We start from the raw sequence: 15,666 nt of genomic DNA, 5'->3' as shown, positions 1-15,666 counted from the left end.
TATGAAACCTATGTTGCATAAAATTCTTTGTATCAATCTTTGTGTTTTATCTGTGGCAATGCCGAAAATCGCATTGTCTGATAATTACTTTGATCCGAATCTTTTACTAAATAATAACGACAATATTGATTTAAGTAATTTCAGCAAAGAAGACTACATTGCACCAGGAGACTATAGTTTAAGCGTTTTTGTTAATACTGAGCCATTAGGTGAAAAGACAATTTTATTTAAAGCAAACAAAGAAGGTAAAGTTGTCCCAGTTGTTACAATCAAAGATTTGAAGCTATTTGGGGTTAATGTTTCAGCGATAAGTAAGCTAAGTGATCTACCCGAAGATACAGAAATTGATAATATAGAAGCGTATATTCCTAATTCAAGGCTAACCTTTAATATTAATAAATTAACATTAAATGCATCTTTTCCCCAAGTTAATATGGATAAGAGCTTTCAAGGTGAAATTCCCGCAGAATTATTAGATGATGGCGTGAGTGCTGTTATCCTTAATTATATGGCTAACTTTATTAAAAATAGAACGACAGGTGATTATTCAAGCCATAATAACAACTTTTTCTTGAATCTTAATGGTGGTGTAAATATAGGCCCTTGGCGTTTAAGAACAAATTATTCTTATAATAATTCGAGTGGTTCAGATCAGCGTTCTTCAAGTGATTCTGAATTTAGTAATACCTATGTAATGCGAAATATCGCTTATTTAAAATCAATGCTGAAAATTGGTGAAATTACCACTGGAGGGAATATTTTTTCAAGTATTCCGATAAAGGGGATTTCTTTAGCCACTAACCAACAAATGTTACCAAGTAGTATGCGTGGATATGCTCCTGTGGTAAGAGGTTTTGCCAACAGCAATGCAACCGTTACCATTCGTCAAAATGGTCAAATTATCTATAAATCTTTTGTTGCTCCTGGGAATTTTATTATTAATGATATTTCCGCCGGCGGTATTGGTGGGGACCTTGAAATAACCATTGAAGAAGAAGATGGCTCTAAACGTGTATATACACAAGCCTATTCATCGCTGCCTATCATGTTGCGTGAAGGGCAATTTGAGTATGAGTTTAGTGCGGGGCAATATGATGGTGGTATCACGACAGATTCCAAAAAAAGTAAATTTGCTTTAGGAACGTTTAGTTATGGTATCAATAACTCAATCACTGCATACGGTGGTTTATTAATTGCCAATGGTTATACCTCTGGTGTTATCGGTTCGGGTGTTTCTCTTGGGTTATTAGGTGCCTTATCTGCGGACGTCACTCTCGCCAGAGCTAATTTGGATAAAACTTATCACGGTCAATCATATCGGGTTCGTTATTCTAAGAGTTTATTATCTACAGGGACTTCGTTTGATTTAACCGCATTACGTTATTCAACTAAAGATTACTATGACTTTAGTGATTACAATAACTCAGGTTATGAATTGCGAGAAGGTATTGCACCTTGGTTAAGCCAACGTCAGAAATCTAGTTTTCAAACTTCAATTTCACAATCATTAGGAAAATACGGTTCCATGTATCTTCGTGGTGAAACCAGCCGTTATTGGGGGAATAGCCGTGTTAATAATAGTGTCACATTAGGCTATAACACTGTTCTGAAAGGTATTGCATTTAATATAGATTATTCTATTTCTCGCCTAAAAAGTGATGACAATACATGGCCAGAAAATAGACAAATTAATTTTAATATGAATATGCCACTGAGTGTGTTCTCAAATGCAAGTGGCTTGCAAAATATGAATGCAAGCTATCTTCTGACACATAGCAATGATGGAAGAACTTCGCAACAAGCCGGTTTAAATGGCTCTGCATTTGATAATCAACTCTCTTATGGTATCTACCAGAATACAGATAACAAGGCAGATAGTTATAGTGGCAATATGAATATGAGTTATTCAGGAAGTAAAGGAACGCTTTCTGGGGGTTATAGCTATGGGAAAAATAGAAATAGCTTTAATGGTAGCCTTATTGGTGGTGTTGTTCTGCACTCAAAAGGAGTGACATTATCAAGGATGTTAGGTGACAGTATTGCCATAGTGAGCGCAGATAAAGCAAAGGGCGCAGAAATCAATGGAAATGTGAAAATAGATACATTTGGTAATGCCATTGTCCCTCAATTAAGTCCTTATGATACAAACAGTATTAGCGTAAATGTCAGCACATTACCTGATGATGTGACACTTAATGAAACGTCAATGAAAGTCTATCCAACCGAAGGGGCTATTTTAGCAAGACAATTTCAAACTAAAGTGGGTTATCAGGTTATTTTTGATATAAAAACAGCGGAAAATATAGCGATACCTTTTGGTGCAATGGCTTCTTTGACAGATGAAAAAGATAAACAGGTAAATACCGGTATTATTGATGCCTATCAATCTCTTTATATGAGTGGGTTACCCAATGATGGGAATGTCGTGGTGACTTGGAATAACAATACGGGCAAACATTCATGTCAATTTAGTTATTCAGAGCTTGAAAAGATTGAAGTATCACAACAAAACCCAATAAGAATGGTGACCGTTAATTGTCAATAATTTTTATAATTATTAAGTTAAACAAGGTGATAACCAGCAATGCTGTTATGTAAAGGCAAAGAGTAATGACGTTCCCGCAAATAAAAAAATGTATTGTTACTTTCTATTGGCACTATCAGTGGATATTCAGTTTACGCTATTGGTGCGTTAGAGCCGGGAAATTATAGTCTAGCCAGAGATCATTCTTTGCAATTTAATGTAGCTATTAGTTCTGGATTTTCAATTGATGCTAGGCCTTATTTTTCAGATTCTAGTACAAAGATAACAGTCCATACATTAAAAGCCTGCGATGTGACGCCACAAACAGCAACATCGATTAATTACCGTAGTCAAATAGCACAAAATTTTGCTACACCGACTAAACTCGATGAGAATATTGCCAGTATAAATGTTGATTGTCCCTATGCTGGGAATGTACATATCACATTAAGACCGTTTAATACCTTAGTCAAAGGCAGTAATACGGGAATGGAATTAACCGGCACTAAAGCGCAGGAAAGCGGTTATGTGGTGACTTCGCTAACTAGCCAACAACAAAATACTATTTGTGAACCTAATTCCAGTGATGCGTTAAGTTATGTCGGTAGTAATAAATTAGTTAATGCTATGCCCAAAGTTTTTAATCAAACGTTATATTTTAATCTTTGTGCAAATAGTAATATTCCCGCAGATAGATACTCGGGCAGTGTCGATGTAGCGATTTTAGTCGAGTAATATGCATTAACGTAATATTGGGCAAATAAGAACGCGATCATTCTTATTTGCTTTTTATGAGGTACTACTATTTTTACCGGATAGGCCTATTGTCTAGGCCAAATAACGGTATTCAATGTTATTTTATAAGTTCCTATCCACTATACTTGTCGTAAGCCTAAATCAAGCAAGGTTTTGCTTGGCTCTCCTCCAATTTCACGCGTGAGTTTAGGAACCATATAGCCAGAGACAAGACTCATTAATGATTTCATTATTTCGCGCGCTTCACTGTCTGGTACCATAAAATGAGCCGCTCCCTGTACTTTATCTAGCACATGAAGGTAATAAGGCATGATGCCTGCGTCAAATAGTGCACGACTTAAATCAGCAAGGGTTTGGGCATTGTCGTTAACCCCTCGCAGTAATACCCCTTGGTTTAATAGCGTAACATGGGCATTTTTTAGTTTTAAGCAAGCTTCTCTTAACGCATCATCAATTTCATTTGCATGATTGATATGCAATACCATAATATTTTGTAAACGTGACTGCTGTAAGCGCTGACATAACCTATGAGTAATACGCGCAGGGATCACCACAGGTAAACGAGAGTGAATACGTAAACGTTTAATGTGGGGGATGGCTTCTAGCTGAGTAATTAACCAATCTAGCTCGTCATCTTTGGCCATCAGCGGATCGCCACCCGAAAAGATGATTTCATCGAGTTTTGGGTTATTTTTGATATACTCTATTGCCTTTTGCCAGTTAGCTTTGTTTCCCTTGTTATCTTCGTAAGGAAAATGGCGTCGGAAACAGTAACGGCAATTGACAGCGCAACCACCTTTGACCAAAAGCAATGCACGATTCTGATATTTATGTAATAAACCCGGCACCGCATTTTGTTGCTCATCTAATGGATCCGTAGAGAATCCCGGCGTTAGGGTAAATTCAGCATGTGCAGTTAATACTTGTAAAAGTAATGGATCGTTAGGATCGCCTTTTTTCATGCGCGCAACGAATTCACGGGGAACCCGTAAAGGAAAAAGTCGTCTCGCCTGAGCACCCCGTTGTAGTTCAGCGTGATGTTCCAGCGCTAAAAGTTGGAGTAATTCAACAGGATCACTGATTGCCTGCGCGAGTTGTGTTAACCAGACTTCTCTGGTGGTGTGATTATGAGTTACAATGTGTGCCATTTTTGGCTATGCCATTTTAAATTAAAAAAGTTAGAGGATATTCATGGCTTCTTATAATACCAACGATTTTCGTTCAGGTCTTAAAATCATGTTAGATGGCGAGCCAGCCGTCATTACTGAATGTGAATTTGTGAAACCAGGTAAAGGTCAGGCATTTGCTCGTGTGCGTCTGCGTAAACTGATTTCTAACAAATTACTGGAAAAAACCTTCAAATCTACTGATTCTGCTGAGGGTGCAGATGTCATGGATATCAACTTAACTTACCTGTACAACGATGGTGAGTTCTGGCATTTCATGAACAACGAAACCTTTGAACAATTAGCTGCAGACGAAAAAGCGGTTGGCGAAAATGCTAAATGGTTGATTGACCAAGCAGAGTGTATCGTTACACTGTGGGATAATCGTCCTATTGCTGTTGTTCCACCAAACTTTGTTGAGTTAGAAATCGTTGATACCGATCCAGGTCTGAAAGGGGATACTGCGGGTACAGGCGGTAAACCAGCAACATTAAGCACTGGCGCTGTGGTTAAAGTACCTCTGTTCGTACAAATCGGTGAAGTGATTAAAGTGGATACGCGTTCTGGTGAATATGTATCACGCGTAAAATAATCATCGCGATTATTTTCCCGAACGTTTATACCAATATAAAATACCACATATGCTCTCTTGATTGTGGTATTTTTATTTTATACGCAAAAAATTTGATAAATATAACAAATTATCTTTAAAAAAATTGATTAATTTACTTTAATACGGTGTTTTATAAAATCGTTATATAGATAAGTGATATAATATAAAATCAATATATTATTTCATTCTTTATTTATGCCAAAACAGCATGAGCAATGCCAGATTGGAATTGGTAAAAAATAGCCATTTTTTTACAATGTAGTTGTTGATTATTTTGGTAAAGATAATCCACAGCAATATTTATTTAATTTATTTTGACCTTTCCTTTTAGAGATATTGAAGAATATAGATAAAAACTGTAATCCTGTAATATTATTGATATTTATTTTTATTTTTATTTTTTGTACTAGGGAAACTATTTCCAATATAATACTATATCTAAAATATCTCTTTTATTTTTTCTTTTCTTACGTTTCGTTCTTATTTATCTGATAATTAGCACTTTTTATACTAGATTGATGCTTTTTGGTCCTTTTTCTATACGTAAATTCTCTTAAGTGTAAATTCATAATCAGATTAGTATGTTATTTTAAAAAAAATTTTTTCCTATCCTATAAACACAATTTTATTGTCATTAATTTTTTTTTGATTTTCATCAAAAATAAAACCTTATGATTATGATGGTTATTTAAAGTTCTCTAAATTGATTACAGAGAAATTTAAAATTTTTGAATATAAATAAAATATTTATCGTCTATACTTTAATAAGTAACAACTCATTGAGTGAGATGTTTTTATTTGGTTTTAATGGTTATCAATCAGATATCTTTTCTTTGACCATGACTCTCAATTTATTTAGGAGGCGATATGGAACAGAAAATAATTGTTATGGGGGCAGATCCTTCAGGTTATGAACTTAAAAATGCCGTCAAATCTCATCTACAAGCAAAAAATTACACAATAAAAGATATTACCGAATCAGGACCTATTGGTTATTGTGATGTTGGTGATAAAGTTGGCGCTATTATTTCAGAACATCCTGAATATATTGGTTTTGTTTTTTGTGGCACAGGGATGGGAGTAAGTATTAGTGCTAATAAACATAAAAATGTTTATTGCGGGGTTTGTGAGAGTGTTACCACTGCGCGTTTTTGTAAAGTGATTAATAATTGCAATATGCTAGCCATGGGGGGTTTACTGATTACTCCCTTTAAAGCCAATATGATGGTAGATGCTTATTTATCTGCAACCTTTACACAAGGGTTTTCTGAAGCGACCCCAGATGATTTACAATGTGGCTTACAGACCATGAAAGAAGTTGAAAAGCGCATTTATACTGACTAATCCCTTTTTTGTAAGCCTGCTTTTGCAGGCTTTTTCAATCATATCACTCTTTCCCACCACTTAAGTGTCAACGTCATAATTGTCGACACGTCATCAAGTAAATTAATTTTTATTTATAATGCATTGATTTTTAACAAAAATAAAATATTACTGCTCTTGGCATGAAATATGCTTCATCTAGAGAAAAATTAACGACAGCCGTGAGCTGTTAAACGTTTTTCTCGGAGGATGTGGCGAATGAATCGCTTTGTTATTGCAGAGCCACAACGATGCATAGGGTGTAATACCTGTATGGCAGCTTGTTCGGAAGTACACCAAGCTGTGGGATTACAGGCGCATCCGCGTCTTACAGTGGTAAAAGTGGAGGATCAGACCGCCCCGATGCTTTGTCGGCATTGTGAGGATGCTCCTTGTGCTAGTGTGTGCCCAGTCAATGCCATTACTCATGAAGATAATATGATCTTTCTTAATGAGAGCTTGTGTATTGGCTGTAAGTTATGCGGTTTGGTATGTCCTTTTGGTGCGATTACACCATCAGGCAGTAAACCCGTTAACTTACCGGCTGTGTTTGACCATTTTGTGCCTGAAGAGATGCTGGCAGATGTGCCCGCAAGTCTTCCTACTACCAATCCATTCCTTGCATGGAATGCGGGTATTCGCGCAATAGCAGTGAAATGTGACTTGTGTGCTTTCTCAGATGAGGGGCCTGCTTGCGTAAAAGTCTGTCCGACAGATGCCTTACATCTAGTTGAAGAAGATAGCCTTGAAGAGCAGATGAAAGCGCGTCGTTTAGACTCTGTGATGGAACCTATGACAAGTCTTGATGATCTATCTACGTTGACACAGGAGCGCAAGTAATATGGAACCTCTTCAGTTACTGATGTGGTCAATCATCCTGTATGTTGTTGGTGGCGTTATTGCACTGTTTTTAAAGAAACAGGAAGGATTGGCAATCCTAATATCGGGGATCAGCGCAATCATCGGTGGTGTATTAGGTGTTTTAAGCGCATTACCAGTTATTTTAAATGGTGAAACAATCAGTTTTGCTATGGCTGGGCCATTTGATTTCGCCGCTTTTGTGGTGCGTATGGATATGCTTGGCGCCTTTATGGTGTTTGTCATTTCTTTACTCGTCACTGTTTGTGCGTTGTATTCACTCTCTTATGTTCAAGAATACAAAGGTCGCGGCGCATGGAGTATGGGATTTTTTATGAATCTCTTTATTGCTTCCATGGTAGGACTGATTGTTATGGATAATGCGTTTTACTTTATTATCCTATTTGAAATGATGTCGTTAGCATCTTGGTTCTTAGTCATCGCTGACCAAGATGACGAATCTATCCACGCCGGTTTACTCTACTTCTTTATCGCTCACGCAGGCTCTGTGCTAATCATGATAGCCTTCTTCTTAATGTGGCGTGAAAGCGGTAGCCTTGATTTTGATTCATTCCGTCAACTTTCTCTTTCCCCTGCAATGGCTTCTGTGGTGTTCTTACTGGGCTTCTTCGGATTTGGTGCCAAAGCCGGTATGTTGCCATTACACAGTTGGTTGCCAAAAGCGCACCCCGCAGCACCCTCTCACGCTTCAGCATTAATGTCTGGGGTGATGGTGAAAATTGGTATTTTTGGCATCATCAAAGTAGGCATTGATTTATTAGGTGCTTCACAAATGTGGTGGGGAATTGTCGTTCTCGCATTCGGTGCTGTCTCTTCTGTATTAGGGGTTATGTACGCATTAGCAGAGCACGATTTAAAACGTCTCCTTGCATGGCACACCGTTGAAAATATCGGCATCATCTTGATGGGCGTGGGAGTTGGCATGGTAGGTATGGCAACCGATCATCCAGTGATTGCCGCTCTCGGTCTGCTTGGTGCGTTATACCACTTATTAAATCACGCGGTATTTAAAGGATTATTGTTCTTAGGTGCCGGAGCCATTATTAATCAAATTCACACTCGTGATATGGATAAGATGGGTGGATTAGCCAAACTAATGCCTTACACTGCAACGGCATTCTTAATTGGTTGTATGGCAATTTCAGCATTACCGCCATTAAATGGTTTTGTGAGTGAGTGGTATACTTATCAATCACTATTTACGATGAGTTACGATGGTAACTTTGTCATGCGCTTAAGTGGTCCTATTGCCATTATTATGTTGGCAATTACCGGGGCATTAGCGGCCATGTGTTTCGTCAAAGTTTATGGCGTCAGTTTTTGCGGTGGCCCACGTAGTGAGCAAGCGACTAAAGCTAAAGAAGTACCGTTGCCAATGACCATTGCTATGGGGTTATTAGCACTTTTCTGTGTTGTATTAGGTGTGGGTGCGGCTTTTGTTGCGCCAATTATTGCCAATATTGCAATGTCACTTAGCGAAACCAGTGCATTAACAGTGACTCAAGGTGCGATATTAGTCCCTGATAGTGCATCACAAGCGATGTTCTCTCCTGCCTTAACATTTATTTTATTAATCGCCTTACCACTAATTCCATTCTTAATTTATCTCGGCTTAAAAGGTGGTCAACCTGCATTTCGCCGTAAAGGTAATCCATGGGCTTGTGGTTATGTCTGGGAAAAAGACATGGCGGTGTCCGCTGGGGGCTTTACTCAAGCACTACGTAGTATGTTTGCACCACTTTATCGTATGCGTAAACAGCTTGATCCATCACCTTGGCTTTCACGTGGCTTTAATAAAACACAGCGCGGTGCTGAAAAGGTCGAACCATTCTGGGATGAAAGCATTATTTATCCATTGGTTCGTGGTATCCAACGTTTTGCTAAACGTATCCAATGCCTACAAGGCGGCGATTTCAGACTCTATTGTCTGTACGTGGTGGCAGCGCTGGTCATCTTGCTTTTAGTTATCGCAGCGTAAGGAGAGGGAATGATGACTTTCCAAGAAACACCTTCGTTTATGATGGGAATATTCGCGGTTATTCAAGCACTCTTTCTGCTGGCGATAACCCCATTATGTACAGGTATTTCTCGCCAAATTCGTGCCAAGATGCATTCGCGTCAAGGTCCTGGTATTTGGCAGGATTACCGAGATATTTTTAAATTACTTAAACGTCAATCCGTAGCCCCTGAGCAATCCGGCGTGATCTTCCAAGTGATGCCTTATGTGTTATTAGGCAGTATGTTATTAGTGGCAATGGCATTGCCTGTCTTTACGGCAACCTCTTTGTTTGGCGGTGCAGCTGACTTAATTGCATTAATTTATCTGTTTGCGCTATTTCGTTTCTTTTTCTCTTTATCGGGTTTGGATTCAGGTAGTCCATTTGCGGGTATTGGGGCCAGCCGTGAACTGACATTGGGTGTATTAGTTGAGCCTATTTTAGTGCTTTCGTTGATTGTGGTGGCATTGATTGTGGGTTCAACCAATGTCGGCACTATCAGTGCGACACTCGCCCAAGGTTGGGTATCACCCACAGCTACACTTTTAGCCTTATTGGCTTGTGCTTTTGCGGCATTTATTGAAATGGGCAAAATGCCTTTTGACGTCGCGGAAGCAGAGCAAGAATTACAAGAAGGACCACTAACCGAGTACTCCGGCTCTGGTTTTGCCATGGTTAAACTGGGTATTGGTTTAAAACAAGTGGTGATTGCTGAGCTGTTCCTTGCCGTATTTATTCCTTTTGGCAAAGCGACTGAATTTACTTTTGTCGCGCTTCTTGTCGCCTTAGTGTTAATGGCCGTGAAATTGCTGGTCGTGTTTGTATTAGCGTCATTAGTTGAAAACAGTTTAGCGCGTGGTCGCTTCTTACTGACTCAGCATGTGACATGGTTAGGGTTCGGTGTTGCGGCACTGGCTTTTGTTTTCTATTTAACTGGTCTATAAGGAGCGATGATTGCAATGGAAAATATAGCTCTTGCGACCTTACTCATCCCATTTGCAGGGGCGTTAATTACGTCCATACTGCCAAATCGGATGGCGAAGTGGTTATGTACACTGTTCGCTTTATTAGCCACATTAGGTACTGTTGTTTTAGGTTGGCAGTTCCTCGCTGAAGGTAAAGTCGATACCACAATTACGCTAGTACAATATGGTGATGTTGCGCTATTTGGTTTTACCATTGATCGCGTCAGTACCTTAATTGCTTTTGCCGTTGTGTTCTTAGGATTACTCGTCAGTTTTTATTCAACGGGTTATCTCACTAACGGTAACCGTGAGCATCCTCATGATGGGACTCGTCGTTATTATGCTTTCCTGTTGATCTTTATTGGTGCTATGGCAGGTTTAGTACTGTCATCTACCATTTTAGGGCAACTGCTGTTTTTTGAAATTACCGGTGGTTGTTCTTGGGCATTAATTGGTTATTACCAATCAGAGAAGTCATTGCGTTCGGCAATGAAGGCATTGTTAATTACTCATGTTGCGTCAATCGGTCTGTATCTTGCAGCTGCAACCTTGTTTGTAAGTACGGGTTCGTTTGAACTAACTGCGATAGCAACATTAGATGAGCCAACAAAACTGATTGTCTTTGGCGGTATTCTGTTTGCTGCTTGGGGTAAATCAGCACAGCTTCCTTTACAAGCTTGGTTACCTGATGCAATGGAAGCACCAACACCTGTAAGTGCTTACTTACACGCTGCGTCAATGGTTAAAGTGGGTGTGTATATCTTTGCTCGTGCCATTATTTCAGCCGGTGATGTCCCTCATATCATTGGTTGGGTGGGGATCGCCATGGCGGTTATCACTCTGATTTATGGCTTTATGATGTATCTGCCACAAAAAGATATGAAACGTCTGTTAGCATGGTCAACCATTACACAGCTTTCTTATATCTTCCTCGCGTTATCTATCTCAATCTTTGGACCTCGTGAAGCCTTTAATGGTGGTGTGGCTTATATCTTTAACCACGCTTTTGCTAAAAGTTTGTTCTTCTTAGTCGCAGGTGCTCTGAGTTATAGCTGTGGTACTCGTATGTTACCGCGCTTAAAAGGGTTAATTAATAAATATCCATTGCTGGGTGTGGGCTTTTGTGTTGCTGCGTTAGCGATTGCAGGTGTACCACCACTCAATGGTTTCTTTAGTAAATTCCCTATCTTTGCAGCAGGCTTTGAATTATCGAGTGTGTTCTGGGTAATGACACCTATTATGGTTCTGGTACTGATTGAATCTGTTGCAAGTTTCACTTGGTTTATCTACTGGTTTGGCCGTGTGGTGCCAGGAGAACCAAGTAAAGAAGTTGCGCAAGGACAACCGGTTCCTATGGCAATGCAAATTGTGATTGGAATACTGATTATTATGTCTTTCGCATCCAGTGTTATTGCTGTGACTTGGCTAGGATAAGGGGATAAATCATGACTGGAGCACTTATTGTTAATAATTTAGCGGGGTTAATGATGATCACCTCGCTACTGGTGATAGGCGCAAGAAAGCCTATTGCTTCCTGTTGGTTTTATGCTCTGCAATCCTTTGTTTTGGTGATGATTTTTGTCACTTTAGCAAATACGCTAGATGCACATCAACTGACACTTTGGGCGATAACCGCCTTCTTTACCAAAGTTCTACTCGTTCCACTTATCTTAGGATTTGCCTTCCGCAAATTATCCGATCCGAGCGCCAATATCAGTGTCATTAAACCAGCATTATTGATGTTATTAGCCGCCGTGATTGTGATTTTATGTTGGTTTGTGGTTGAGCCAATTCAAATACCTATGGTGGCGGAATTGAAACCTGCATTAGCGGTCTCTTTAGGCCATTTTATGCTAGGTCTACTGTGTATTGTGACTCAACGAAATATTCTAAAACAAGCATTTGGTTACTGCTTAATGGAAAACGGCTCTCACTTAACACTCGCTTTATTAGCGTGGAGGGCACCAGAGTTGGTAGAAATTGGTATAGCAACGGATGCCATTTTTGCTGTGATTGTCATGGCAGTATTGGCGCGTAAGATTTACCGCACGCTCAACACACTGAACGTGGATCAACTGACCGCGCTGAAGGGGTGAGGAGATGAATCAAACAACCATGTTAACAATCTTAATGTTTGCACCGCTGGTATTTTCGATATTGGCATTTTTAAGCCCATTATTGAAAGCAGCGGCACGTCCTATCGTTACAGGCATTCATACTATAGGTATTTTTGTCTTAGTCATTGCCGCGTTAGGCACTGTTGCTGATGTGATGTCCCATGGCGAAATACTGGCGGCAGCGAAATGGGTTCATGTTGATAGTTTAGGGGCACTATTTCTAGCCATTTTAGGCATCATTGGTTTTTTAACCGGCCTGTATTCTATTGGTTATATGAATCATGAAGTGGATGAGGGCGAAATTTCTGTTCGTACTTTATGTAACTACTATGGTTTCTTCCACCTCTTCCTTTTCACCATGTTATTAGCGATCACCAGTAATAACTTGATCTTGATGTGGGCCGCGATTGAAGCCACAACATTAAGCTCTGCTTTTTTAGTAGGGATTTATGGTCAACGCTCTTCATTAGAAGCTGCATGGAAGTACATTATTATCTGTAGTGTCGGTGTCGCATTTGGTCTTTTTGGCACAATTTTAGTTTATGCCAATGCAGCAAGCTTTATGCCTGATCCTGATCAGGCCATCTTCTGGACAGAAGTGTTGAAATATACACATCAGTTAGATCCAACACTGATGCATTTAGCTTTTGTATTTATTTTGATCGGTTTCGGTACCAAAACCGGGTTATTCCCAATGCATGCATGGTTACCAGATGCTCACAGTGAAGCGCCAAGCCCTGTTAGTGCGCTGTTATCTGCGGTGTTATTAAACTGTGCGCTGTTAATCATTATTCGTTACTACATTATTATTGATGCAGCAATAGGCACTGAATTCACTCGTAACCTATTGTTAATCTTTGGCTTCCTCTCTGTTGCTATCGCCGCGTTCTTTATTCTGATCCAGCGCGATATGAAACGCTTATTAGCGTACTCCAGTGTGGAAAACATGGGGTTAATTGCAGTGGCTCTGGGTATTGGTGGCCCGATTGGGATTTTGGCGGCTTTATTCCACACGTTAAACCACAGCTTAGCAAAAGCATTGCTGTTCTGCGGCTCTGGTAACGTGTTACTGAAATACGGTACACGGGATCTAAATGTCGTGAAAGGTATGTTTAAAGTAATGCCATTAAGTGCTGCATTATTTGCTGGCGGTGCTTTGGCATTAGGGGGCATGCCACCATTTAATGTCTTTATCAGTGAATTTATGATTGTTGTTGCAGGCTTAGCAGCTAAGCATATGGGATTAACAATTCTATTATTATTGTTATTAACCGTAGTATTAGGTGGATTAGTTCGTATGGTAGCTAAAACGGTATTTGGTCCAAAACCGGATGTGGTTGCCAAAGGTGAATTAGGTCTGTTAACCACACTACCGATGATCATTTTGATTGCGCTTATGTTGTTAATGGGAACACATATTCCTAAGCCAGTCAGTGAGTTATTGGAGAACGCAGCCAATATCGTGATGAATATCGATGAGAGTGGATCACCAAATTATACATGGCCAACAACGTTAATCAGCAATCCATCAATATCGGTTCAGGAGAAGTAACGTGAGCTATCAAAATTATGTCAGTAGAAAAGAGGGAAACGAACTCGGTGCGGGTTATATTGCTAAAGTTCGAGAAAAATTCCCATCAGCTATTCTTGATGAAGAGCGACAAACCGCTGATCAATTGACGATAACAGTTAAAACGGGATCACTGCCTGAAGTGGTGGAGTATCTATATTACGGTTTAGGAGGCTGGTTACCTGTTTTATTTGGTAACGATGAACGTAGTTTAAATGGTGATTATGCCGTCTATTACGCCTTATCGATGGAAGAGGGTGAAAAGTGCTGGATAGTCGTTAAAGCACACGTTAGTCCTATTACACTTGAATTTCCTTCTGTTACCCCGCGAGTTCCTGCAGCAGTATGGGGAGAGCGTGAAATTCGTGATATGTATGGTCTTATTCCTGTGGGCTTACCGGATGAGCGTCGTTTAGTGCTTCCAGATGATTGGCCTGAAGATATGTATCCGTTACGTAAAGATGCCATGGATTATCGCCAACGTCCAACGCCAACCACAGAAACAGAAACCTATCCGTTTGTGAACGAAGGCAAACAAGATGCGCGTGTCGTTCCTATCGGCCCTATGCATATTACGTCTGATGAACCGGGACATTTCCGTTTATTTGTTGACGGTGAAAATATTGTTGATGCTGACTATCGCATGTTCTATGTACACCGTGGTATGGAAAAATTGGCAGAAACCCGTATGGGCTATAATGAAGTGACTTTCCTATCAGACCGTGTCTGTGGGATTTGTGGCTTTACACATAGCGTGGCATATACCACTTCTGTTGAAAATGCGTTAGGTATTGAAGTGCCTCGTCGCGCTCATACTATCCGTTCTATTTTATTAGAAGTTGAACGTCTACATAGTCATTTATTAAATATCGGTTTAGCAAGTCACTTTACCGGATTTGATACCGGTTTCATGCAATTCTTCCGTATTCGTGAAAAATCCATGCAGATTGCTGAAATGCTGACGGGAGCACGTAAGACCTACGGCTTAAACTTAATTGGTGGTATTCGTCGCGATATTTTAAAAGATCAACGTATTAAAACTATCCAATTAGTCAGAGAAATGCGCAAAGAAGTCACTGAATTAGTCGACATCTTACTTTCTGCGCCAAATATGGAACAGCGTACCGTTGGGGTCGGGATTTTAGATAAGAAAGTCGCGCGTGATTTCAGTCCGGTAGGCCCCATGATCAGAGCCAGTGGTTTTAAACGTGATGTACGCTTTGATCACCCATTTGCAGATTATGGCAACTTACCATTAACCCTATTTAGTTATGAAGGTGGGGATGTTTTCTCACGTGTGATGGTGCGTATTAAGGAAGTGCTTGATTCTATGGCAATGATTGAATATGCCTTAGATAATCTGCCGGAAGGACCGTTATTAACAGAAGGCTTTACCTACCAACCTTATAAATTTGCACTTGGTTTTACCGAAGCTCCACGAGGTGAAGATATTCACTGGAGTATGTTGGGTGATAATCAAAAATTATTCCGTTGGCGTTGTCGTGCGGCCACTTACGCTAACTGGCCAGTACTACGTTATATGTTACAAGGAAATACGGTTTCTGATGCACCATTAATTATCGGTAGCCTCGATCCTTGTTACTCCTGTACTGACAGGGTAACGCTTGTCGATGTGAAAAAACGTAAATCGAAAACAGTTTCTTATAAAGAAATTGAACGTTATAGCATCGAACGTAAAAATTCGCCGCTCAAGTGA

Annotated in this window: 12 protein-coding genes; 11 read left to right on the top strand and 1 reads right to left on the bottom strand. The window is 39.8% G+C overall.

Annotated features, from left to right (window positions below; translation table 11 throughout):
* Position 1: 1 nt before the first annotated feature.
* Together PMI_RS12525 and PMI_RS19670 are read left to right on the top strand one after the other, a co-directional pair.
* Positions 2-2,545, top strand: coding sequence for a fimbria/pilus outer membrane usher protein (locus PMI_RS12525; RefSeq protein WP_004245704.1), 2,544 nt, complete (start codon positions 2-4; stop codon positions 2,543-2,545).
* A gap of 93 nt (positions 2,546-2,638) precedes the next feature.
* Positions 2,639-3,259: a hypothetical protein gene (locus tag PMI_RS19670; protein WP_012368422.1), complete on the top strand. Its 621-nt coding sequence runs from the start codon at positions 2,639-2,641 to the stop codon at positions 3,257-3,259.
* 140 nt (positions 3,260-3,399) lie between these two features.
* On the opposite strand, the gene epmB is transcribed toward PMI_RS19670, so the two are convergent.
* Positions 3,400-4,428, bottom strand: coding sequence for an EF-P beta-lysylation protein EpmB (epmB, locus tag PMI_RS12515; protein ID WP_004249278.1), 1,029 nt, complete (start codon positions 4,426-4,428; stop codon positions 3,400-3,402).
* Positions 4,429-4,471: 43 nt separating this feature from the next.
* Here epmB and efp point away from each other — a divergent pair, with 43 nt between their 5' ends.
* From efp to PMI_RS12470, 9 genes are all read left to right on the top strand, one after another.
* On the top strand, positions 4,472-5,038 hold the full coding sequence (gene efp, locus PMI_RS12510) for an elongation factor P (RefSeq protein ID WP_004245698.1): 567 nt from the start codon (positions 4,472-4,474) through the stop codon (positions 5,036-5,038).
* An 888-nt stretch (positions 5,039-5,926) separates the two neighbouring features.
* Positions 5,927-6,403, top strand: coding sequence for an RpiB/LacA/LacB family sugar-phosphate isomerase (locus tag PMI_RS12505; protein ID WP_004249279.1), 477 nt, complete (start codon positions 5,927-5,929; stop codon positions 6,401-6,403).
* Positions 6,404-6,640: 237 nt separating this feature from the next.
* Complete coding sequence (locus PMI_RS12500; protein ID WP_004245695.1) at positions 6,641-7,261, top strand: 4Fe-4S dicluster domain-containing protein; 621 nt, start codon at positions 6,641-6,643, stop codon at positions 7,259-7,261.
* Between the two features lies 1 nt (position 7,262).
* The gene (gene hyfB / locus PMI_RS12495; RefSeq protein WP_004250169.1) at positions 7,263-9,278 is read left to right on the top strand and encodes a hydrogenase 4 subunit B; all 2,016 of its coding nucleotides are present in this window, start codon (positions 7,263-7,265) and stop codon (positions 9,276-9,278) included.
* Between the two features lie 12 nt (positions 9,279-9,290).
* Complete coding sequence (locus PMI_RS12490; protein ID WP_012368421.1) at positions 9,291-10,241, top strand: respiratory chain complex I subunit 1 family protein; 951 nt, start codon at positions 9,291-9,293, stop codon at positions 10,239-10,241.
* Between the two features lie 6 nt (positions 10,242-10,247).
* The gene (locus PMI_RS12485; RefSeq protein WP_012368420.1) at positions 10,248-11,696 is read left to right on the top strand and encodes a hydrogenase 4 subunit D; all 1,449 of its coding nucleotides are present in this window, start codon (positions 10,248-10,250) and stop codon (positions 11,694-11,696) included.
* Positions 11,697-11,707: 11 nt separating this feature from the next.
* Positions 11,708-12,358, top strand: a complete 651-nt coding sequence (gene hyfE / locus PMI_RS12480) for a hydrogenase 4 membrane subunit (protein ID WP_004245691.1) — start codon at positions 11,708-11,710, stop codon at positions 12,356-12,358.
* A 4-nt stretch (positions 12,359-12,362) separates the two neighbouring features.
* A complete protein-coding gene (locus PMI_RS12475) occupies positions 12,363-13,931 on the top strand; it encodes a hydrogenase 4 subunit F (RefSeq protein ID WP_004245690.1) in 1,569 nt (522 codons plus the stop codon).
* Position 13,932: 1 nt separating this feature from the next.
* Positions 13,933-15,666, top strand: coding sequence for a hydrogenase large subunit (locus PMI_RS12470; RefSeq protein ID WP_012368419.1), 1,734 nt, complete (start codon positions 13,933-13,935; stop codon positions 15,664-15,666).

This window comes from Proteus mirabilis HI4320 (assembly GCF_000069965.1).
In the GTDB taxonomy this organism is placed as follows: Bacteria; Pseudomonadota; Gammaproteobacteria; order Enterobacterales; family Enterobacteriaceae; genus Proteus; species Proteus mirabilis.
Note: the sequence above shows the minus strand (reverse complement) of the source record. Positions and strands in the feature narration are given on the sequence as shown.